A 22580-nucleotide genomic window follows, 5' to 3' on the forward strand; every position below is an offset into this window, starting at 1 on the left:
TGAGAAGTCAAAAATAAGTTATTTTTGCCAACCTTTAATAGTAAGTTTTAAAAATATGAAAAAGCAATTATGTTCTTTGGCAATCATCATGATGGCATCGTCATTTATGAATGCCCAAGTTGTTAAAAAAACGGAAGCTGAATCTAGGTTTCTGGGTAGAGGTGTTGCACGAGAAGATAAACACAACGGTTTTGTTAGATGTTTGACTACAGAGTATGAAAACTACTTGCAAGAAAAAAATCCAAAGCGACTTAATACCGAACAGTTCGAAGAATGGTTGTCACCATTGATCAAAAAACAATTGGAGAACAGATCTCAAGTGGGTAATGTGATTACCATTCCGGTTGTTGTTCATGTGATCCACAATGGTCAGGAGATTGGTGTAGCTCCTAACATTACCGATGCCCAAATCCAATCTCAACTTACTGTGATGACCCAAGATTACAGAAGAATGGCAGGGACAAGAGGGTTTAATGACAATCCCGTAGGTGCCGATGTAGAAATTGAATTTGTATTGGCAAAAGTAGATCCTAATGGAAATCCAACAAACGGGATCAATCGTGTTAATCTTTGCGAAGAAAGCTGGTCAACGACTGATATCAATGATATTGTAAAACCCAATACCATTTGGGATCCTACACAGTATATGAATATGTGGAGCGTCAACTTTAGTGATAGCTCGTTGTTGGGATATGCTCAATTCCCGTCCAATTCCAACCTAGGTGGTCTAAATCCAAATATGGGTGATGCAAGTACCGATGGTGTAGTTGCCAATTATTCTACTTTTGGAAGCAGCGATTACAATGACGGTACCTTTTTGTTATCCGCTCCTTTTGATAAGGGGAGAACCATGACCCATGAAGTAGGTCACTTTTTAGGACTTCGTCATATTTGGGGAGATAACAGCAGTTGTACGGTTAATGCAACAGACAGTGCCAAAGATTTTTGTCCAGATACTCCAGCAGCCAGCACTTCAAACGGAGGTTGCTCGCCAACGGATACTTGCCCATCTGCTCCAGGTATGGATATGATTGAAAATTACATGGACTACACCAACGATGCGTGTATGAATATTTTCACACAAAATCAGAAAACAAGAATCAGAACGGTAATGGATAATTCTCCTAGGAGAAATACTCTAAAAACTTCAACGAAAGGTGTTGCAATACCATTGTTTCCTAACGATGCAGAGCTTAGAGTGGAAGGGATGTGTGCAGATGCTTTCAAATGTGGAAGCGATGTGCTAAACTTCTCCATCATCAACAGAGGGACCAGTCCTTTAACATCTGCAACCATTTCGTATACAGTAGGAGGTACAACCAAAACATACACTTGGACGGGTAATTTGTCTCAAGATAAGTTGGATTATTTTTCTGTACCAATCAGCTATACCATACCGAGCGGTGCAGTAAGTGCGAATGTTGTAACGGTAAATGGTGTTGCCGACCAAAGGGCTACCAACAATGCATCTACCGGTTATTATAATAAGATTAATAATCCTGATTATTTCGATACAACAACCGTTAATTTCAAATTACAAAGAGATCAGTACGGATCTGAAACGGTTTGGGGATTGTTTAACAGTGCAGGTCAATTGGTGAAAACCGGAGGCCCTTACAACGATACGGCCAATCCTGGATTGATTACTCAAACATGGAGCTTACCAGCAGATTGTTATGAATTCAAATTGTACGATGCTTATGGAGACGGGATGACCTCTATCACCGGGACTTATGTTGAAATGAAAACATCAGCAGGACAAACCATTTTCTATGCCGCAGGAGATAGTTTTACCACAAAAACAGGTAAAAACTTTACGACTCAAGTGTTGGCAACCGTAGAAAAAGATATTGCTAACGATATCCAAGTGTATCCAAACCCAACAACCGATGTTTTGAATGTTACGAAAGTGAGCGCAAAGGCTACTTTTGAAATCCATAATGCTGTTGGACAATTGGTGAATAAAGGCAAAATTGCAGATAACAAAGTGCAAGTAGTTCACCTTGAAAAAGGAGTGTATTTTATTACCATATCAGAAGCAGGTGTTTCTAAAAAAGTAAAGTTTATTAAAAAATAATTTTTCTTTTTCCAACCTAGTAAACTCCGACTTTTTAGTCGGAGTTTTTTTATTTTAAAAGCCTTTTAATGATTTTCTATTATTGTTGAAAAAAAGGTTGGAATACTACAATTAAATCACAAAAAATTTTTAGATTTGTGGGATTAATATGTTAATAAGTATAATTATGAAGAAACTCTTTACATTTTGGCTTCTTCTCCTTATGTCAACGGCTTCGTTCGCGCAATGGAGTCCAACAGATTATAGGCGAGAAGGGAAAAGTAGAGCCGATAAGGACATCTACTTCAAGTTAAATCTAAACGAGTTAAGATCACAATTGGCTTCTGCACAGGAAATGGGAAGAAATTCCCGCCCTGTTCTCGTGTCCATACCAACCCTTGATGGGAAAATTGAAAACTTTAATGTGTACAGTTTCCCGGTGATGGCTAGTGAATTGGCACAGCAGTATCAATTGGGGTCTTATTCTGGAGTGTCGGTTAACGATCCTTCCAAAACCGTTAGATTTAGCCTTGCTCCCAACGATTTTCAATGCATGATGATCGTTAATGGCGAGTATCAATTTATCGATCCTGTAGATAAGGGACAATCCATCTACAGCGTTCATTCTAAAACAAAACCTACAGGAGGCAAAGCTTTTGTTTGCTCAACAAAAGAAAGTGCCGTTTCTCAGCAAGAGATGCAAAGGTTGTATGCGAAAGGAAATTCGTTTGCAAACAATCCTGCAGATTTTTCTAGAAGCTCAGATAAAAAATACAGAACAATGCGTCTAGCAATGTCTGTGACTGGTGAATATACTCAGTATTTCGGAGGTACGGTAGCAGGTGCATTAACAGCGATTAATGCAACCGTAACTCGTGTCAACGGAGTATATGAAAAAGATTTTGGCCTTCATTTGAATGTTCAAAACTTTCCACAACTTATTTATACCAATGCAGCAACGGATCCGTATTCTCCGTCTGCTCAGATGAACAATTGGAATAACGAACTTCAACAGAATTTAACAGCAACGATAGGAAATGCTGCCTACGATATCGGCCACCTTTTCGGAAGAGATGGTGGAGGTGGTAATGCAGGCTGCATCGGTTGCGTTTGTATCAATCCAACGGGGCCTGCGAGTAACCAAAAAGGTTCTGGATATACTTCTCCTGCAGATGGAATTCCACAAGGAGATAATTTTGATATCGATTATGTTGCTCACGAAATGGGCCATCAGTTAGGAGCAAACCATACTTTTTCAAATTCATTAGAAGGTGCTGGTGTAAATGTAGAGCCGGGTTCAGGATCTACCATCATGGGTTATGCCGGAATTACCGGTCCTAATACCGATGTGCAACCGCATTCGGATCCGTATTTTCATACCGTAAGTATTGGTCAGGTTCAGACGAATTTGAATAATAAAACTTGTGATGTAGAAACAACTACAACCAATAACCCACCGGTAATTGCTGCATTTACGACCTATACCATACCTAAAGGAACGGCATTCGTTTTGACGGGTTCTGCAACGGATCCAGAAAACGATCCGATGACTTATGTTTGGGAACAAAGGGATAATGCTACAGTTACTATTAATAAAAACAATCTTGGAAACACCACTTCAGGTGCGGCATTTAGATCTGTAGTACCCTCTACAAGTCCGGTGCGATATTTCCCAAGACTGTCATCGGTGTTGGCAGGTGTTCTTAATAATACCAACAACCTTTGGGAAGCAGTTCCTACTGTAGCTAGAACAATGAACTTTGCATTTACCGTTAGGGATAACAACCCAGCGGCTAATCAAAAGCAAACACAAACTGCGACTCAACAAATTGTTGTAGGGAACGATGGGCCGTTTACCGTAACAACAACAGCGGTAACCAACAATGTGGCGTCTCCTGTTACTTGGACGGTAGCCAATACCAACAATGCTCCGTACAATGCAACCAATGTACAGATCGATTATACGGCTGACAATGGGGCAACTTGGACTGTGGTATCGGCATCTACACCAAACGACGGAACAGAGAATGTTACTTTTACAGGTCTTACCAATGGACAAGTCATCAAGATAAGAGTTTCTGCAATTGGAAATGTATTTTATGCAGTGAGCAGTGCTACGGTAGCAGCAGCGCCTATGGCTGCAACTTTGCCATACACGCAACCGTTTACCAATAACGATTTTACTTTTGTGAACGGTGCCTCAGCAAATAAATGGGTTTGGGGATCAGCAGCAGGTAATCCAGCGAACTCAATCTATGTGTCCAATGACAATGGAGTGTCCAATACTTATACAACCACCTCAGCTACTACAATTCATGCATATAATGATTTTTTAATTCCTGCTGGAACGGTTAATGCTACATTATCTTTCGACTGGAAGGCCAATGGAGAAACTTCTTATGACAGAATGAAAGTTTGGTTGGTACCGGATACTTATGTACCGACATACAATACTCAAATCCCTGCGGGTGGAGGAAGATTACAAATTGGAGGAAACTGGAGTGCGACTACTTCATGGCAAACCTATTTTAATCCGACTTTGAATATTTCGACTTTTGCGGGACAAACCATGCGTTTGGTATTCGAATGGAAAAATGACGGAAGTGGTGGTAACCAAAATCCGGCAGCTGTGGATAATATTAATTTATTGATCCCGACTTGTCAGGTTCCGACCAATGTTGCTGTAAGTAATATTACACAAAATTCCGTTCAGGTTAGCTGGACTGCCGCTAACCCGGTACCGGCAATGGGTTATGAATATTATATTTCTACATCCAATACACCACCAACAGCCGCTACACCAGCATCTGGTGTGTCAGCAGCTTCTCCAGTGGTTATCAATGGTCTGACTCCTAATACCGTTTATTATATTTGGGTTAGATCCAGATGTACAGCATCGGATACCAGCTTATGGATGCCTGCGCCAATGGTTTCTACTACTCAGATTCCGGCGACTCTTCCATACAATGAGAATTTTTCTGGACCTAGTAATTTTACCTTTACGAACGGTACACAACCCAATAAATGGGAAACCGGTGCAGCAGCAGGTAACCCAGCAAACGGATTGTATATTTCTAACGACAACGGACTTAACAATGCGTACAATGTAAGTGCAGCTTCCATTGTCCATGCGTATAGAGATATTGCCATTCCATTTGGAACAGTAAATGCTACTTTTGGCTATGATTGGAGAGCGGTAGGACAAGCTTCTTCAGATTATATGAAAGTGTGGTTGGTGCCAACTTCTTATATCCCAGTAGCCGGTACTGCCATCCCAACTGGTGGAGGTAGGGTACAGATTAATGGTTTCCACCAACAACAAGCCAACTGGCAATCGTATTTCTCTTTTACACAGAATATTTCCGCTTTTGCAAATCAAACCATGCGTTTGGTTTTCGAATGGACAAACAATGCCAGTATAGGTACGCAAACACCAGCAGCGGTAGATAATATTACTTTATTTGTGCCTACTTGTCAGGTGCCTACCAACATTGTATTGGGTACAGTAACACAAAATTCAGCTACTATTTCTTGGACGGCTGCCAACCCGGCTCCTGCCAATGGATATGAATATTATGTATCGACAGTAAACACACCACCAACAGCTGCAACAGCTCCTACGGGAACATCGACTGCATCACCGGCAACCCTTACTGGATTGTTACCGAATACAACTTATTATGTATGGGTAAGATCTAAGTGTATTGGTCCGGATAGAAGCTTGTGGATGACAGGTCCTTCGTTTACAACGGGGCAAATACCGGCAACCATTCCTTATATTCAACCGTTTAATAATGGTCCTGTAGATTTTTCATTTGTTAATGGAACTCAACACAACAAATGGGTGTTCGGAAATGCAACGGGTAACCCTGCTGGTTCTATCTATATTTCTGACGATAACGGAACCAGCAATAATTATAGTACTTCTGCAAGTACAGTATTTGCATATAGAGATATAACAGTACCTGCTGGTACAACGATGGCAACCCTTACCTACAATTGGAAAGGTGTGGGTGAAGGTTCTTGGGACGCTTTGCAAGTATGGGTCGTTCCAGTATCTTTTACTCCAACTGCGGGTACAGCAATTGTTGCAGGGGGTGGTAGAACTCAGGTAGGTGGTAACCTTAGTCAACAAAGTACTTGGCAAAATTATTTTAACCAAAATGTTAACCTAACTGCGTTTGCGGGTAATACCGTGAGATTGGTTTTCCAATGGAAAAACGATGGTTTTACATTTAACCAAACTCCAGCTGCGGTAGATAACATTAATTTAATAATCCCAACTTGTCAGGTACCAACCAATGTTGCGATTAATACCGTAACAACGACTACGGCTAACATTACTTGGACGGCTGCCAATCCGGTTCCAGCAGGTGGTTATCAGTATTATGTTTCTACAAACAATACACCGCCAACAGCTGCTACCGTGCCAACAGGAAGTTCTGCAACTTCTCCAGCTGCACTAACAGGTTTAACTCCTAATACAACCTATTATGTTTGGGTAAGGTCTAAATGTATTGGTACCGATACCAGCCTTTGGATGCCAGGACCTAGTTTTACAACACAGCAAATTCCTGCAAACTTCCCGTACATTCAACCGTTTAACGGAACGGTAAATGACTTTACATTTGTAGGAAATACAGCTAATAAATGGGTGCAAGGAACCGCAACTGGAAATCCTGCTAACTCCATGTATGTATCTGATGATAATGGAGTAAGTAACAATTATACTTACACAACAACGGTGGCTCATGCCTATAGAGATATTAATATCCCTGCAGGTCTTGGAAACTTTATTTTTGAATTCGATTGGAAATCTGAGGGAGAAGGTAACTGGGATAACTTGCAAGTGTGGGTTGCTCCAACAACATTTGTACCTACCAACGGTAATGCAATTGCCGCTGGTGGTGGTAGAGTACAAGTAGGAGGAAATTATGTTGGGCAAAATACTTGGCAAACATTCTCTGATCAAAACTTTGCTGTACCAGGATTTATTCCTGCAGCAGGTGGGGTGATGAGATTGATCTTCCAATGGAAAAATGATGGATTTGGTGGTACGCAACCGCCAGCAGCAATTGATAATGTTCGTTTGACAAAATGCGACAATGCTGCACCGGCTAACTTTACTGCAACCAACATTACCAGTACTTCTGCTACAGCAACTTGGACTGGCGATATGGGTGGCGCAACTTATGTGTTCAAGTACAGACCGGTAGGTTCAACAACTTGGATCATCGTACCACTTGCACAAGGTTCTACTTCTTATATCATGCAAAACTTATTACCTTTCACACAATACGAAATGGAAATTACAGCATTCTGTAAGAATATTGCAGGTACACCATCAACAGGTACATTTACAACTCCATGTAGTACAGCGGCACCGTTGAACCTTACGGTATCCAATGTGTTGTTTACATCCGCAGATATCAGCTGGTCTGCTTCTGCAGGGGTAACTTATTCTGTACGATATAGAGAAGTGGGTGCTGGTGTTTGGACTGTATTTACAACAGCGGCAACCAATGCACAACTAACAGGTCTTACACCGGGTAAAACTTATGAAGTTCAGGTAGCCAATATCTGTAACAATGTGGTAGGTGCTTATTCGTCTTCTCAAGTATTTACTTGTCCTACGACTTGTGATATGGCTCCAACAGGATTAACCATTACCCAGATCACCAATTCTTCTGCAGTTGCCAACTGGAATGCTTTCCCTGGTGCTTCGTATATTGTAAGAATTAGAAAAGTAGGATCCTTGATGTGGAATACTTTGAACTCTGCAACCAACACTTATACTTTCACTGGATTAACTGAAAATACTCAGTATGAAGTACAAGTAGCGAATGTATGTAGCGGTACTCCGGGTAACTTTACTCCACTGTACTTGTTTACAACTTCTGCAGTAGTTTATTGTGATCAAACTTCACACAACTCCGGATCCGAGCATATTGCTAATGTAACGGTGAAAAACTCTAACGGTATTACCATGAGTAACGATTCTGGACCGTCTAACTACACTAGCTTTGTTCCTGTTAACGATGCTTTGGTTAGATTGTATAAAGGAACATCCAACAACCAAATCTCAATTGAGAAAAAATGGGCATCTACCACTTATGATGAAGCGGTAGTGGTTTGGGTAGATTTCAACAGAAACGGTATGTTTGAAGCTTCTGAAATGATTGTTAATTCACCAGCGAATCAAGTAACTCCAATTACTGCAACTTTCAATGTACCAAGCAATGCTTATGTTAGCATTACCGATGACAAGTACATCTTGATGAGAGTAGCGATGAGAAGAGATGCAGCACCAGATCCTTGTGTTGATTTTGACAACGGTGAAGTGGAAGATTATAAGGTCTTAATCATCGAACCACCAATGAACAATGTACTAGATCCAAACAGCATACAGATCTATCCAAACCCGGTTAAGAATAACCTATTCGTAACCAAAGTGAAGGATGGTGCTAAATACAAAATCTATGACAGTGCCGGTAGAGTGATTAAGTCAGGAGTGATCTTGGCGAATAAGATTGATCTTTCTCACCTGATCAGCGGAGTCTATATTATCGATGTCGATAACAATGGGGAAACTGCTCAGAAAAAATTCATCAAAGAGTAAGATTCAATTTCTTCAAATTATATTTTTAAAGCCCTTCGAGAAAATCGAAGGGCTTTTTGTTTTATATATTGTTATTGTGGATTTTGTAATGCATTTTTGTTAATGTGTAAAGTATACTATTTTTTAAAATATAAGAATTTATTAGAAAGCTGATGGATTATTTGGTTTTCTCTTTTTTTTCTTTGTCAGGTATTTGATCATGTTTTATATTAATGTTAAGGAATGTACTGCCCCAATGTTGATACTGTATAATTTTGATAATGGTAATATGAACAATCTTAACATGAGTTAATATTATGTTTAATCAACTAAAAATTATTTGTAAAAAATTTAAAATCTAAAAAATTATTGATTATGAAAAAATTTATTTTACTTACATCTTTATGTATAATTGGATTTGCAAATGCTAATACGATGCTAGGAAACAACGACTTATCTACTTTAGAAAATGAAACCAATTGTACTCACATTACACTTAGTTGTGGAATTGAATATGATATTTGTAATTTTAAAGGAACTACAAGTCAATTAGTACAGGTAGTAATTAATGCAAATAATAGTAATTGCAGTACAGAAATAATTGCACCTAAAGAAGATCATTCACTTGAACCTTAATTTAAAAAGTCCAATATAAATACAAGATTTAAATTTGTCATTCTTTTTTATTGTCTTCAGTATTTTTGTTGGACTTTTTCATGTGAATTCTATGAAAAAAATGACTTTTATTTTGTTATTCCTATTTTGTTTTTTTACTGTAAAATCACAGACAAATATAGATGTAACTTATGAATATACCTTTACGCCTGATTCCGAAAATAAAGCGAATAAAATAAAAACAGAAAATTTTATTTTAACGATAGATTCTGATCAGAATTCGGTTTACAGAAGTATTAGGAAATATAAATTTGACTCAGCAATGGTTGATTTGGAAAAGCAAGGCTTTCATGAAGCATTTGTAAAGTTGTCATCTATGCCACAACCAAGTACAGATAGGAAAGTATTTGTATTCAAAAACCAGCAAGGATTTCAAATAACCAATACAATCTATGGTAGCACTTATCTGTATCATAAAAATAAGCCAAAAAACAATTGGGTTATAGGAAAAGAAACAAAAATATTGAACGGTTATAAAGTTACGAATGCATTTTTAGATTATGCAGGGAGACATTACGAAGCCTGGTTTACACAAGATTTACCTATAAATGCAGGACCATATTTGTTTTGTGGATTACCGGGACTTATATTAGAAGTGTATGATGTCGAAAAAGATTTTTACTTCAAAATGATAGAAATCAAAAAATCAGTTTTAATATTTGATGAAATAGAAAATGGTGTTCGTAAAGTATCCATTCAAGAGTTTAGTAAAATTGCTAAAAATTATAAAGAAAATCCAATTTTTGAGATGGTCGCAAATGGAGCTGTGATAGACGAAGCCAATCGAAAAAAAATAATGGATAAAGCTAAGTTAAGAAATAGTGTAAAAGCTAACTTAATGGAATTATCTCCTGAGTACTAGTTTTTCATGTTCAACTATGACTCATTTTTGAATTTATTCTAACCCTTCGATTTTTTCGAAGGGCTTTTTTTTACAAAATAAACCCTCTAAGTTTTTAGCTTAAAGGGTGTTTAATAGGTGTAAATTTTTATTGTTTTGTCAATTGCCAACTTCCGGTTTGCGTACCCATTTTCCAAGTACCACTTGTAGAATGGTTTGCGCTGATGCTTCCTTCTAATTGAAACCCCGTATTCTGAGAATATGCGGTGTTGAACGCTCCATAGTCGTTAACAGCACCATGAAATGTTTCTGAGTAGTTGTTTGCATTGGTTCGGATTACTTCAATAGATCCGGATTTGAACACTTCTACAGACAGGGTTCCGGATTCGTTACCCGAGTAGCTGCCTTTATAAGTACCTTTGTAGGGCGAAGTATAATTTTCTATACCTTTTTGTTCCCAATAATTTTCTAACATCCTGTCACAGGAAATCGTAGTTATAAGTACTGAAAATGCAAATAGTGCAATCGCTTTTCTTTTCATTTGATGGATTTTAATTTTGTATTTTTTCGAGTAGGCGTAGCGTTTCCTTTTCTACTTCATCCAGTGTAGAATTGTTGTAGATGATGTGATCGGCAAGTTTAATTTTATCTTTTTCTGGCATTTGTTTTTGCAAAACAGCCTCCACCTCTCGGTAGGTTTTTTGGTCTCTGTCCATGACTCTTTTTATCCGGATATTGTCATCGGCAGTTACCAAAATGGTTTGGTAGCAGTTTTTGTAAATGCCCAATTCATACAGCAGTGCCGATTCTTTAAAAACCCATTCTGATTTTTGGGCTTTTACCCAATTTTCGAAATGCTCTGCGACGGCTGGATGGATAATTTGGTTGAGCTTTTTTAAAAGTTCATCGTTGCCAAAGACTTGTTCGGAAACCCATTTTCGGTTGTAATTGCCCAAATTGTCGTATGAAGAATTCCCTAAAAGCTGAATTATTTTTTCTTTTAGTTTGGAATCCAAATTGACCAATTCTTTTGCCCAATAATCCGAGTTGTACACGGGAAAACCTTTTTCTGTGATGAAATGGGCAACGGTTGATTTGCCACTGCCAATACCTCCGGTTATGCCTATTATTTTCTTCATAATGTTGTTGTGTTCTAACCTGCAGCCCGACTTGAGTGGAGCTCTTTTTATTTTTTATAAGGTCTTTTCGAAGCCGAATTGTGACCTTATAAAAAATAAAAAAGCGGGAACGGAAGGCGGTTAAGCTGCCCAAATGAAAAAATTAATATCCAAAAACTTCGTTGAAGCTAAAGGTTTGGTCCAGTTTTACGCCACGATCGGTCATTTTAAGGCTTGCCAATTCGTTGTGGGTGTCGTGTTCAAAGAATAGCAGGTAGTCATTGTCCACGCATTGTTTTAGAAATTTTCCTTTTTCTTCCAAAGTGAGTAAAGGTCTGGTGTCGTATCCCATGACATAAACTTGTGGGATGTGCCCAGCGGTTGGGATCAGGTCGGCTGCAAATACGATTGTTTTTTCTTGGTATTGCAAGACGGGTAACATCTGTTTTTCGGTATGTCCATCGACAAAAATAACATCCATTTTCAGATCAGGAGCAAATCCGTAATTTCCAGTAGTGGGCAACGGTAAAAAGTTAAGCTGTCCACTTTCTTCAATGGGAATGATGTTTTCTTTCAGGAAGCTTGCTTTTTCTCTGGCGTTGGGTTCGGTAGCCCATTTCCAATGGTTTTCGTTGGTCCAAAATTGTGCATTTTTAAAGGCAGGTCGGTAACCGTTTCGCTCGTCGTTCCATTCTATGGCGCCGCCACAATGGTCGAAATGCAGGTGGGTTAAAAAAACATCCGTAATGTCTTCTTTTACAAAACCGTATTTTTTAAGGTTTTTGTCCAGAGTGTCATCTCCAAATAGGGAGTAATGTCCGAAAAATTTTTCGTCTTGTTTGTCTCCAAGTCCACAATCGATAAGGATTAGTTTTTTCCCGTCTTCCACCAAAAGAGAGCGAGTGCCCAATTCGATTAGGTTTTTTTCATCGGCGGGATTGGTTTTTTCCCAAAGGTTTTTTGGTACTACACCAAACATGGCGCCTCCGTCTAGTTTAAATTTTCCACACTGTATAGGATATAGTTTCATATAAATTTTATTTTTTACTAAAGTAATCAATTTATATGAAGTAAGAAAAAGCTAAATTTAAAGGATGGTCTGTTATTGGGGTTTAATGAAAATTAATTCTTTAAATGTTTCATGATTTCTGCCACCTCCAAGTCAGATTTTGATGAAGATTCCTCTAGTTGGTGGATGATGTTCTCATAATCTTCTTGGTTTCTATTTTGTGACATTTTCTGAGCGATATAAATTTCTGTAGGATAAATTTTAAAACCAAAAGCTCCTTTCATCGCTTTGTTTATAAAGTCGTTGCCCATTTTTTCTAAAGTCATGGGGCATTTTTGGTGATTTTCGTATTTGTTGGTCAGCTTATCCAAATGGTGTTTCAGTTCAGCATCGGTCATCAACTCAACCGTTCCATAGATTTGTACGGCTTCATAATTCCATGTGGAGGCGTTGATATGATTGTACCAAGAGCTGGAAATGTAGGTGTGTTTACCCAAAAAATCACACAAAACCACATCACCATTATTAATTTCTTTTGCCTGTGGATTGGTCATCGAGATATGAGCTTCTACAAAAGGTTTTTCAATGTTTTCTTCGTTCCATAAAAGCATGGAGTGGGTAGCTCTTATTTTTTCTTTTGATGAAATGATCAATGCAAAACCATTTTCTGCAATGATTTTTTTCATAACTTCACGGTTCTCAGTTCTGTACGGTTTGGGTATGTGCATGGTGGTTTTTGGGATTAAAAAAGTTCACCTGGGTTTTTAGGTATTTTGATGTTTAGGTGTTTATATGCTTTTTCGGTGACTTCCCGGCCTCTCGGAGTACGGATAATAAATCCTTCTTGGATCAGGAAAGGCTCGTAGACTTCTTCCAAAGTTTCGGGGTTTTCGCCTATGGATGTGGCAAGGGCCGAAATTCCAACGGGTTTTCCACGGAAGTTTTCTATCATTACCCGCATGATTTTATTGTCCATATCGTCCAGTCCGTATTCATCAACATTTAGAGAGTCTAGAGCAAATTTGGTGATACCAATTTCTATTTCGCCGTTGCTTTTAATTTCAGCAAAATCCCGAACTCTTCTCAACAGAGCATTAGCAATTCTTGGTGTTCCACGGCTTCTTCTGGCAATTTCTAGTGCTGCATCTTCGTAGATTGGTACACCCAAAACTCGGGCACTTCTTTCGATAATCATCCCGAGCAATTCAATGCTGTAATATTCCAGTCGGCTTTGTATCCCAAATCGTGCGAGCATCGGTTTGGTTAGCATTCCGCTGCGTGTGGTGGCGCCAATTAAGGTAAATGGGTTCAGTCCAATTTGTACACTTCTGGCATTGGGACCGGTCTCCAACATGATGTCAATTTTATAATCTTCCATTGCCGAATACAAGTATTCTTCTACAACGGGCGAAAGTCTATGGATTTCGTCAATAAAAAGGACATCGTTTTCTTCTAAATTGGTCAGCAGTCCGGCTAGACTTCCCAGTTTGTCCAAAACAGGACCAGAGGTTACTTTGCAATTTACGCCCAATTCATTGGCTATGATATGGGAAAGTGTCGTTTTTCCAAGACCTGGAGGTCCATGCAACAAAACATGATCTAGTGCAGAGCCTCTTTTTTTGGCAGCAGCAACAAAAACCTCCAAATTGTCCAATGTTTTTCGCTGTCCGGCAAAGTCTTGAAAACTCTGGGGACGGATTTTTTCTTCTTGCGAAAGGTCTTCGGAAGAGTAATTATCTTTTTCTGGGCGTAAAAATTCAGACATTATTAAGAATTATTTTTAGTTGCTAAACTTTACAAAAGTAATCATTTTTAGAGCGTCTTCAATATTTTGGGCTATTAAATGATTTGGGCTAAAGTTTTATTTTTTACTTTTACAGCTATGAAATTAATAGGACCATTTAAGCAAATCATAACCCTGGATCACTTGGATCTTCGGGGCAAATTATCCGATGAACAATTAATAATTATAGAAAACGGTGGCATCTTGATAAAAGATGAAAAGATAGAAGCAGTAGGCGATTTTGAAGATTTGAAAGCCCAAAACCCATCTGTTTTTGTTGAAGCCATCGACAGCGAACAAATTGTACTTCCCGCTTTTGTAGATTGCCATACACACATTTGTTTCGGTGGAAATAGGGCCAATGATTTTGCAATGAGAAATGCCGGTAAAAGCTATTTGGAAATTGCCGAAGCCGGTGGTGGGATTTGGAGCTCGGTACAACATACCCGAAATGCATCAGAAGAGGATTTGCTAAACCTACTTTTAGAAAGAATTAATAAGCTTTTGTCCTTGGGAATTACCACCATAGAGATCAAATCGGGCTACGGATTGAATGTAGAATCCGAACTGAAAATGCTGAGAGTCATAAAAAAAGCACAAGCCCTAACCAAAGCGACCTTAGTCCCAACTTGTCTGTCTGCACATCTGAAGCCACGAGATTTTGAGGGAAGTTCGGAGGTGTATTTGGAGTATATTTTAAACGATATTTTACCCATTGTGAAAGCTGAAGATCTTGCACACCGAGTGGATATATTCATTGAAAAATCTGCATTTTTACCCGATGAAAGCAAGGCATTTTTATTAAAAGCTAAAGAAATGGGCTTCAAAATTACCGTTCATGCCGATCAATTTACACCGGGCAGTTCTAGAATTGCGGTAGAAGTGGGAGCGCTGTCTGCCGATCATTTGGAGGCGACATCAGCTGACGATATTCAGTTTTTGGCGAGTTCCGATACGGTTGCAGTTGCTTTGCCGGGTGCCAGTGTCGGACTGGGAGAGCCGTTTACACCGGCTAGGAAAATTTTGGATGCCAACGGAATTTTAGCCATTGCCAGCGATTGGAATCCTGGATCTGCACCCATGGGAAATCTAATTACCCAAGCGAGTATTTTGGCAACTTTTCAGAAATTGTCCACAGCAGAAATCTTGGCGGGGCTTACCTTTAGAGCTGCAAAAGCACTCGATTTGTGCGATAGAGGGATTTTAGCAAAAGGCAAAAAAGCCGATTTTGTTGTTTTTCTTACGGATAATTTCCAAAATATAATGTACCAGCAAGGCGAACTAAGACCTTCTAAGGTTTTTGTAAACGGCGAAATGCTAACCATCTAAAATTTTTGCGATTGTCATCAATATTTTCGATGATCTATCTCTTCTTGGGATAGGTCATTTTTCTTAATTTTGTTTCCTTAAATTTTTTCAGTTTTGAATACAAATACTACAATTTGGCAAGGTCGATGGGATGGTGATGAAGATGAATTTCTAAGAATTTTTCAAAAAGTTACAGTTTCTACGGAATATCAAACGATTGATGCTAACAATTTTGTTCTACACGGATTTGCTGTAGATGAAGGTGTTAGGCGGAATAAAGGTAGGGTAGGTGCCGCTCAGGCTCCGGACATCATCCGAAAGAATATGAGCAACTTCCCCGTGAAAAATTCATCGTTTAGACTGCTGGATTTTGGTAATGTACTATGTGAAAATCAAAATTTGGAACGAGCACAAGAAAATCTTGCTGAAAAAGTGGCTTTGGTTTTGCAAAAAAAAGCAAAGTCTGTGGTTTTGGGTGGCGGACATGAAGTTACTTTTGCACATTATTCTGGATTGAAGTACGCCTTTCCAAATGAAAAAATAGGAATCATCAATTTTGATGCTCATTTTGATAACCGCGAACCCGAAATTGGAGTAGGACCTTCTTCCGGTACTGGATTTTGGCAAATTGCTCAGCAAGGTGAGATCCACTCTTTGCACATCGGTATTCAGAAGAATTCGAACACCAAAAAATTATTTAATACCGCCGATCATTTTGGGATGAAGTACATTTTGTCTGATGACCTGTACATGGAAAATCTGGATGCAATAAAATCGAAGATTGATGCCCTGTTCCAGTCGGTGGACAAAGTTTATGTAACGATTTGCATGGATGTTTTCAATGCCGCTATCGCTCCCGGTGTGTCAGCAAGTGCATACAACGGCATTTTTGCAGATGCCGTAATGCTAAAGGTGTACAGACACATTCTTCAAAATCCTAAGACGGTAGCTCTGGATGTTGCAGAGGTCAACCCCAACTACGATATCCAAGAAAGAACTGCAAGATTGGCGGCGTGCCTTGTCAATGAATGGCTGATGCTGTAACTTTGCACTCTAGTTTTTATTTTGAAGTATTGGGAATTTTTAATCTTTAATTTTCAATATTTCTAAAATCAATTGAACATGAAAGACCAAAATTTTAAAAATATTCAAAATGCTCAAGATCAACACCAAGTTTGGAAAGGTTTGGATTTTGAAGCTCGACAACTTTATTTTTCTCGTTTAGCAACTCTGCTTTTGGATAAGAAAGAAGACTTAGGATTGATCATCACCGAAGAAATGAACAAACCCATTTCGCAGTCGGTTTCCGAGATCGAAAAATGTGCAGGCTTGTGCCTCTATTATGCCAAAGCAGAAAATGTCTTGGCTGTTGAAACCGTAGAAACTCAGTTTGAGATTTCTGAAGTTCATCATGAAGCTTTGGGAGTGATCCTTGGAGTTATGCCGTGGAATTATCCTTTTTGGCAGGTGCTTCGCTTTGCTGTTCCAACTTTATTAGCCGGAAATGCTGTGGTGATGAAACACGCCTCCAATTGTTTGAGAAGTGGAGATGCCATCCAGAATTTGTTTGAAGAAGCGGGTTTTCCTATAGGCTTGTTTCAACATCTTAGGTTGGGACATGAGGAAGTGGAAGAACTGATTGCTCATCCGATTATAAAAGCAGTTAGTCTTACGGGTAGTGAAGCTGCTGGACGAAAAATTGCAGAAATTGCGGGGAGAAATCTAAAAAAATGTGTCCTGGAATTGGGTGGCAACGATGCTTTTATAATCTTGGCCGATGCCGATTTGCAACTTGCTGCTAAAAATGCCGCTACGGCAAGACTGCAAAATTGTGGTCAGACTTGTGTGTCGGGCAAACGATTCATCATTCATCAAGAGGTTTATGAAGCGTTTCTGCATTTGTTTGTGGATGAATATAAAAAATTTGTACCTACAAATGCCTTTGATAGAGAGACCAAACTGAGTAAAATGTCTAGAGCGGATTTGGCTGTGGAGCTTAACAATCAATATCAAACGGCTCTTGATCATGGTGCAGAAATTATTTTGCCTCTTGAGCAAAAGGATGACCTTACTTTTATACCTGGACTTTTGAAAATGAATGTCCATAATCCCATCTCGGATCAGGAGCTTTTTGGTCCCTTAGGAATGGTCTTTTGTGTAAAGTCGGATGAAGAAGCGCTGGAAGTTGCCAACAACACTTCTTTTGGTCTGGCAAATGCTGTTTTTACTCAGGATAGAAAGAAAGCTTTTTATTTCGCTAATAATCTTGAAAGTGGTTCGGTAGCGATCAATCAATTGTTCAAGTCGGATGTGAGATTGCCGTTCAACGGTAGAAAAAATTCGGGTTACGGAATTGAACTTTCGACCAAAGCGTTGTTCGAGTTTACAGCGATTAAAACGATTATTGGAAAAGTTTAGTCTTGTAGACTATTTTGTCATAAAAAAAATAAGCTGTCCTGAATGTGGATAGCTTATTTTTTTATTTTTTGTGGGGGGCGAGCCGAAGGCGAGCCCAAAAAGACGAATCTCACAAGATTGAATAGAGTCTTTACCTGATGTCCTAGCCCAGATGGAAACGGCATCCTTTTGCTTGGCGATGGAATTTTGCGGTGGCAAGCAAAAGATAGAGTGAACAGCTGGACCGAATATCGAAAGAAGCTGTTCTTTTGAAGCTCCTAAATGGTGGTCAATCGTAGAGAATTGGTTTTGCCTCCTTCGTGTGCCGGTGTGGCATTGAGGTTGATGACGAAATCTCCGGGTTCTACATATCCGTGGTTCCAAGTGAGCATGTTGACTTGGATGATGGTTTCGTCGGTGGATTTTTTTAGATCATAATAATACGCTCGAACTCCCCAAAGCAGGTTGAGCATCGTGAGTACCCTTTTGTTGGAACTGTACACGATGATGTGCGAATTGGGTCTGTGAGAGGATATTTGAAATGCGGTGTACCCGGAATATGTCAGAGTGACAATGGCCTGTACATTGCTGGATTTTGCAATTCTAACAGCAGCCATGGAAATCCTGTTGGTGATGTATCTTTCGTCTACACAATTATAAACTTGTTCTATGGGTCTGTTGTTGTTTTTGTAAAAGGTTGTGTCCTCGATGCTTTTGATAATCTTAGTCATGTTTTTCACCACATCCACAGGATATTTGCCAACTGAAGTTTCACCGGAAAGCATTACGGCATCGGCACCGTCCAATACGGAGTTTGCGACATCGTTTACCTCGGCTCTTGTTGGGGTTAGGCTGTTGATCATGGTTTCCATCATTTGTGTGGCAATGATGGCCGGTTTTGCACATATTCTGGCTTTTTCGACAAGATTTTTCTGGATGGCAGGTACTTCTTCCATCGGAACTTCAACTCCCAAATCGCCTCGGGCAACCATTAATGCATCGCATTCCGCTAAGATTTCATCGATGTTTCTTACGCCTTCTGGCTTTTCAATTTTTGCAATGATGGGGGTGCGGAATTCTTTACCGTTCGGATGATTGGCTATTAATTCCTTAAGATCTTTGATGTCTTGGGCATGTCTTACGAAAGAAAGCGCAATCCAATCGAACTTTAGATCCATCATGAATTGTGCGTCTTGTATGTCTTTTTCTGTAAGTGCCGGTAGCGAGACATTGGTATTGGGTAGGTTGACTCCTTTTTTGGAGCTCAACGGTCCACCTTGTATGGTTTTGGCTTTTACAATGTCTTTTTTGTTAGTTTCTATAACTTCCAATACCAATTTGCCATCGTCGATTAGGATTCTTTCCCCCACTTTTACATCATTTGGAAATTGGGTGTAGGTCATGTACACTTTTTCCGAATTTCCCTCAATATTTTCATTGGTAAAGGTAAGGATGTCTCCAGGGTTAAGATAAGAGCCGTCTTCTACAATGCCAATTCTGAGTTTAGGTCCTTGCAGATCACCAAGAATACCCACAGAATAGCCAAATTCTTTGTTGATTTCTCGGATAAGTTTGACATTTCTTTTTACCAAATCGTAATCGGCATGTGAAAAATTTATTCTAAAAACATCGGTTCCGGCTTTTACCAAGTCAAGCATGGTTTCTTTGGTTGAAGACGCTGGTCCTAATGTTGCGATGATTTTTGTTTTTTTTGAATATTTATTCATAGTTTTGAATTATGTGGAATAGCTCGTCACTTGAAGAAATGGCGATGCTCTCCATTTGAAAAAGATTCGTTTCTGGTTGCAAAATTAACGAAAAATTACTACTGGAATATGAACAAGTTGTAATATAGCGGATGTTTTGCTTATTAATTAGCATCAAATTCTCGTTTTCTTCTATGAATAGCTCGGTTACTTCTTTTTTCTGTATCCGGTGTGAAGATTGATTTGAGAAAAATCGGAAAACAGTTTGTGTATTTTCACAAAAGGCTTCGAATACGGGAAAATAATAGTCAAAGTATTTTCCATAGACTACGATGTCTTTTTTTCTTTCAAAAAAGAAAGTGTTAGCGGAATTAAGTTTATAGAAAAATGAAAAGTCCTGAAAGTTTTGAACACAAGTTACCAAACCAATGAAAAGCAGTTCGTCGGCGGTATCACAATCTAATTGGAGTATTGTTTTTTGCTTGCTCAAGGATGTTTTCTTTTTTATTTAGAATATAAAATGCTCTTTGGGCGGCTTTTTCTTCGGCTTTTTTCTTGGAAGAGTCCGTTGCGTTAGAAATGCTTTTGCCGTTCAGCCAAACCACACATCGAAATACAATGCTTTTGTTGGCTTGGTGTTCTTCTGCAGTTTCGTAGCGAATGGCAACTTTCTTTTTTTGACTCCATTCCAAAAGAATGCTTTTGTAGCTGACAATTTTTCGCTCTAATTTAGTGATTTCTTCCGGAGTAAGGAGCTTGTTGAGAACAATCTCTTTGCATTTTTCATATTCTAAATCCAAAAAGAGAGCACCCACCAAGGCTTCGAACAAGTTTCCGGTGATGTTCTCACTGAGCGTTGTCGTTTGATTGGTTTGGATGAATTTTTTTAAATCCAATTGCTCACCGATCTTATTGAGATTTTTGCGGTTTACAATTTTAGATTTCAATTGGGTAAGGTACCCCTCATTGGCTTTGGGGTAGTTGTGGAATATATAACAAGAAATTATGGTTCCTAAAACGGAATCGCCCAGAAATTCTAATCGTTCATAATTGTTTTGAAAATCGATGTTTTTAGACTGCGATTTCAAAGAAAAAGCTTCTCTGTAAATCGAGACATCACGAATCTCTGTACCTAAAAGTTTGTTTAATTCCTGTGAAAGATAAAAATCTTTTTCCGATAATATTTTTTTTCTTTGCTTTAGGAATTTAGAAAAATATTTCTTTAACTCCATAGTCAATAGAGTGGATTAGATTTTTTTAAATAAAACACAAGCGTTGTGTCCTCCAAATCCGAAAGTATTGCTCATGGCTACCTTAACTTCTTTTTTAACCGAATGGTTAAAGGTAAAGTTCAGCCTGCTATCAATTTTTTCGTCATCGGTAAAATGATTGATGGTTGGTGGCACCTCTCCATGGACAATGGTACCCAATGCTGCAATAGCTTCGATAACTCCGGCAGCTCCCAATAAGTGACCGGTCATGGATTTGGTTGAATTGATTTGGATGTCGTACGCATGATCGCCCAATAATCTGGAGATGGCACTGGATTCTGCAATGTCTCCCAATGGAGTAGATGTACCGTGCATGTTGATGTGATCGACCTCGTCAGCGGTTACACCAGCATCTTCCAAACAGTTTTTCATTACGAGATAAGCTCCAAGACCTTCAGGATGTGGCGCTGTCATGTGATGTGCATCAGCACTCATACCGCCTCCTTTTAGTTCCGCGTAGATGGTTGCACCTCTTTTTAGAGCGTGTTCATATTCTTCCAAAATCATACATCCTGCACCTTCTCCCAAAACAAAACCATCTCTGTCTTTGTCAAATGGTCTAGAAGCGGTTGTAGGATCGTCGTTTCTTGTAGAAAGTGCCATTAAGGCATTGAACCCACCAACGCCACTAGCACATACAGCAGCTTCTGAACCTCCACACACGATAACATCTGCTTTGCCCAATTGGATGAGCATTTTAGCATCAATTAAAGCGTTGGCAGATGATGCACAAGCAGATACAGTAGTGTAGTTAGGACCGTGGAAGCCGTACTCGATGGAGATTTGTCCAGGCGTGATGTCGGCAATCATTTTAGGAATAAAGAACGGGTTGAATCTAGGGATGTCCGATTTTGCCCAATTGACCACTTCGGATTCGAAAGTTTCAAGACCACCAATACCGGAACCCCAGATAACTCCAACTCTGTTTTTGTCAACTTCGGTATTCAAAATCTCAGAATGTTCAATGGCTTCTTTAGCAGCAACCATTCCCAACTGAGTATTTCTATCCATTTTTTTAGCTTCTTTTTTGTCGAAGTGTTGCAATGGATCAAAGTTTTTTACTTCGCAAGCAAAGCGAGTTTTAAAATTTGTGGCATCAAAAAGAGTAATCGGAGCGGCACCGCTCTGACCTTTTACAAGATTTTCCCAGTATTCTTTTGCATTATTGCCTATTGGCGTTATTGCACCAAAACCTGTTACGACTACTCTTTTTAATTCCATAAATTATAATTTTTTATTTCTGAAACTAGAAATATTATTTGTTAACTACTTCTTCGATGTAAGCGATAGCATGACCTACAGTGGTGATTTTTTCTGCTTGATCATCTGGGATTTGAATGTTGAATTCTTTTTCAAATTCCATGATAAGTTCTACAGTGTCCAAAGAGTCCGCTCCTAAATCGTTGGTGAAGCTAGCTTCTGGAGTTACTTCTGTTTCTTCAACGTCAAGCTTATCAGCGATGATAGCTTTAACTCTTGATGCAATGTCTGACATAGTAAATTGTTTTTATTAATTGTTATTCGGTGCAAATATATAAAAATCTTTAAAACTATAAATTGTTTTGTTGTTTTTTGATGAAATATACGATTGTATTTTGTGTAACGATTTAGGAATGAAAAATTTAAAAAAGCACGAAATATTGGTTTGTTTTTGTATTTGTCATAAATATGTGTATTCGATGAATAATCAAGAAAAAGTAAATAAAACATAAAGGATGAACGATAAAATTTAATTTAAAATGTTAAAAATCAATTATTATTGCAATAAAATGAAAATAATATTTATATTAGCAACAAATTAAATTATATTAAATTAAT

Annotated in this window: 17 protein-coding genes; 7 read left to right on the forward strand and 10 right to left on the reverse strand. The window is 38.7% G+C overall.

The window, feature by feature from the left end:
* The first annotated feature begins 55 nt into the window (after nucleotides 1-55).
* From H9Q20_RS07660 to H9Q20_RS07675, 4 genes are all read left to right on the forward strand, one after another.
* Nucleotides 56-2077 (forward strand): M43 family zinc metalloprotease, encoded by a 2022-nt coding sequence (locus H9Q20_RS07660; protein WP_187477424.1) that lies wholly within the window; start codon nucleotides 56-58, stop codon nucleotides 2075-2077.
* 166 nt (nucleotides 2078-2243) lie between these two features.
* A complete protein-coding gene (locus H9Q20_RS07665; protein ID WP_187477425.1) occupies nucleotides 2244-8675 on the forward strand; it encodes a fibronectin type III domain-containing protein in 6432 nt (2143 codons plus the stop codon).
* Between the two features lie 354 nt (nucleotides 8676-9029).
* Entirely contained in the window at nucleotides 9030-9290 is a 261-nt protein-coding gene (locus tag H9Q20_RS07670; RefSeq protein WP_187477426.1) for a hypothetical protein, read from the forward strand.
* A 100-nt stretch (nucleotides 9291-9390) separates the two neighbouring features.
* Complete coding sequence (locus H9Q20_RS07675; RefSeq protein ID WP_164472016.1) at nucleotides 9391-10191, forward strand: GLPGLI family protein; 801 nt, start codon at nucleotides 9391-9393, stop codon at nucleotides 10189-10191.
* Between the two features lie 127 nt (nucleotides 10192-10318).
* Here the strand turns inward: H9Q20_RS07675 and H9Q20_RS07680 are convergent, their stop codons facing one another.
* The 5 genes from H9Q20_RS07680 to ruvB all read right to left on the reverse strand — a co-directional run bounded on the left by H9Q20_RS07680 (nucleotide 10319) and on the right by ruvB (nucleotide 14062).
* On the reverse strand, nucleotides 10319-10711 hold the full coding sequence (locus tag H9Q20_RS07680; protein ID WP_187477427.1) for a hypothetical protein: 393 nt from the start codon (nucleotides 10709-10711) through the stop codon (nucleotides 10319-10321).
* Nucleotides 10712-10721: 10 nt separating this feature from the next.
* Nucleotides 10722-11309 (reverse strand): dephospho-CoA kinase, encoded by a 588-nt coding sequence (gene coaE / locus H9Q20_RS07685; protein ID WP_187477428.1) that lies wholly within the window; start codon nucleotides 11307-11309, stop codon nucleotides 10722-10724.
* A 142-nt stretch (nucleotides 11310-11451) separates the two neighbouring features.
* Complete coding sequence (locus tag H9Q20_RS07690; protein WP_124640708.1) at nucleotides 11452-12318, reverse strand: MBL fold metallo-hydrolase; 867 nt, start codon at nucleotides 12316-12318, stop codon at nucleotides 11452-11454.
* 92 nt (nucleotides 12319-12410) lie between these two features.
* Nucleotides 12411-12983 (reverse strand): FMN-binding negative transcriptional regulator, encoded by a 573-nt coding sequence (locus tag H9Q20_RS07695; protein ID WP_241154729.1) that lies wholly within the window; start codon nucleotides 12981-12983, stop codon nucleotides 12411-12413.
* Nucleotides 12984-13039: 56 nt separating this feature from the next.
* Nucleotides 13040-14062, reverse strand: coding sequence for a Holliday junction branch migration DNA helicase RuvB (gene ruvB / locus H9Q20_RS07700; RefSeq protein WP_187477429.1), 1023 nt, complete (start codon nucleotides 14060-14062; stop codon nucleotides 13040-13042).
* A gap of 117 nt (nucleotides 14063-14179) precedes the next feature.
* On the opposite strand from ruvB, the gene hutI reads away from it, so the two are divergent.
* The 3 genes from hutI to H9Q20_RS07715 all read left to right on the forward strand — a co-directional run bounded on the left by hutI (nucleotide 14180) and on the right by H9Q20_RS07715 (nucleotide 17806).
* Nucleotides 14180-15409, forward strand: a complete 1230-nt coding sequence (gene hutI / locus H9Q20_RS07705; protein ID WP_187477430.1) for an imidazolonepropionase — start codon at nucleotides 14180-14182, stop codon at nucleotides 15407-15409.
* 93 nt (nucleotides 15410-15502) lie between these two features.
* The gene (hutG, locus tag H9Q20_RS07710) at nucleotides 15503-16432 is read left to right on the forward strand and encodes a formimidoylglutamase (RefSeq protein ID WP_187477431.1); all 930 of its coding nucleotides are present in this window, start codon (nucleotides 15503-15505) and stop codon (nucleotides 16430-16432) included.
* 78 nt (nucleotides 16433-16510) lie between these two features.
* A complete protein-coding gene (locus H9Q20_RS07715) occupies nucleotides 16511-17806 on the forward strand; it encodes an aldehyde dehydrogenase family protein (protein ID WP_124640712.1) in 1296 nt (431 codons plus the stop codon).
* Nucleotides 17807-18063: 257 nt separating this feature from the next.
* On the opposite strand, the gene pyk is transcribed toward H9Q20_RS07715, so the two are convergent.
* The 5 genes from pyk to H9Q20_RS07740 are packed head-to-tail and all read right to left on the reverse strand — an operon-like array spanning nucleotide 18064 to nucleotide 22257.
* Nucleotides 18064-19512, reverse strand: a complete 1449-nt coding sequence (pyk, locus tag H9Q20_RS07720) for a pyruvate kinase (protein ID WP_124640713.1) — start codon at nucleotides 19510-19512, stop codon at nucleotides 18064-18066.
* Complete coding sequence (locus H9Q20_RS13380; protein ID WP_187477432.1) at nucleotides 19505-19981, reverse strand: IPExxxVDY family protein; 477 nt, start codon at nucleotides 19979-19981, stop codon at nucleotides 19505-19507. Before H9Q20_RS13380 ends, pyk begins: the two co-directional genes overlap by 8 nt.
* Nucleotides 19944-20723, reverse strand: a complete 780-nt coding sequence (gene rnc / locus H9Q20_RS07730) for a ribonuclease III (RefSeq protein WP_187477433.1) — start codon at nucleotides 20721-20723, stop codon at nucleotides 19944-19946. The genes H9Q20_RS13380 and rnc overlap by 38 nt, the downstream gene beginning before the upstream one ends.
* Before the next feature lie 15 nt (nucleotides 20724-20738).
* Nucleotides 20739-21983 carry a beta-ketoacyl-ACP synthase II gene (gene fabF, locus H9Q20_RS07735; RefSeq protein WP_187477434.1) on the reverse strand — a complete coding sequence of 415 codons (1245 nt, stop codon included), beginning with the start codon at nucleotides 21981-21983 and terminating at the stop codon, nucleotides 20739-20741.
* 34 nt (nucleotides 21984-22017) lie between these two features.
* A complete protein-coding gene (locus tag H9Q20_RS07740) occupies nucleotides 22018-22257 on the reverse strand; it encodes an acyl carrier protein (protein WP_002976354.1) in 240 nt (79 codons plus the stop codon).
* Between the last annotated feature and the right edge of the window lie 323 nt (nucleotides 22258-22580).

This window comes from Amniculibacterium sp. G2-70, from assembly GCF_014353055.1.
GTDB lineage: Bacteria > Bacteroidota > Bacteroidia > Flavobacteriales > Weeksellaceae > Amniculibacterium > Amniculibacterium aquaticum.

Coding starts and splice junctions, on each gene's coding strand:
- H9Q20_RS07660 (WP_187477424.1), top strand. CDS start 56: ATGAAAAAGCAATTATGTTCTTTGGCAATCATCATGATGGCATCGTCA.
- H9Q20_RS07665 (WP_187477425.1), top strand. CDS start 2,244: ATGAAGAAACTCTTTACATTTTGGCTTCTTCTCCTTATGTCAACGGCT.
- H9Q20_RS07670 (WP_187477426.1), top strand. CDS start 9,030: ATGAAAAAATTTATTTTACTTACATCTTTATGTATAATTGGATTTGCA.
- H9Q20_RS07675 (WP_164472016.1), top strand. CDS start 9,391: ATGACTTTTATTTTGTTATTCCTATTTTGTTTTTTTACTGTAAAATCA.
- H9Q20_RS07680 (WP_187477427.1), bottom strand. CDS start 10,711: ATGAAAAGAAAAGCGATTGCACTATTTGCATTTTCAGTACTTATAACT.
- coaE (WP_187477428.1), bottom strand. CDS start 11,309: ATGAAGAAAATAATAGGCATAACCGGAGGTATTGGCAGTGGCAAATCA.
- H9Q20_RS07690 (WP_124640708.1), bottom strand. CDS start 12,318: ATGAAACTATATCCTATACAGTGTGGAAAATTTAAACTAGACGGAGGC.
- H9Q20_RS07695 (WP_241154729.1), bottom strand. CDS start 12,983: ATGAAAAAAATCATTGCAGAAAATGGTTTTGCATTGATCATTTCATCA.
- ruvB (WP_187477429.1), bottom strand. CDS start 14,062: ATGTCTGAATTTTTACGCCCAGAAAAAGATAATTACTCTTCCGAAGAC.
- hutI (WP_187477430.1), top strand. CDS start 14,180: ATGAAATTAATAGGACCATTTAAGCAAATCATAACCCTGGATCACTTG.
- H9Q20_RS07715 (WP_124640712.1), top strand. CDS start 16,511: ATGAAAGACCAAAATTTTAAAAATATTCAAAATGCTCAAGATCAACAC.
- pyk (WP_124640713.1), bottom strand. CDS start 19,512: ATGAATAAATATTCAAAAAAAACAAAAATCATCGCAACATTAGGACCA.
- rnc (WP_187477433.1), bottom strand. CDS start 20,723: ATGGAGTTAAAGAAATATTTTTCTAAATTCCTAAAGCAAAGAAAAAAA.
- fabF (WP_187477434.1), bottom strand. CDS start 21,983: ATGGAATTAAAAAGAGTAGTCGTAACAGGTTTTGGTGCAATAACGCCA.
- H9Q20_RS07740 (WP_002976354.1), bottom strand. CDS start 22,257: ATGTCAGACATTGCATCAAGAGTTAAAGCTATCATCGCTGATAAGCTT.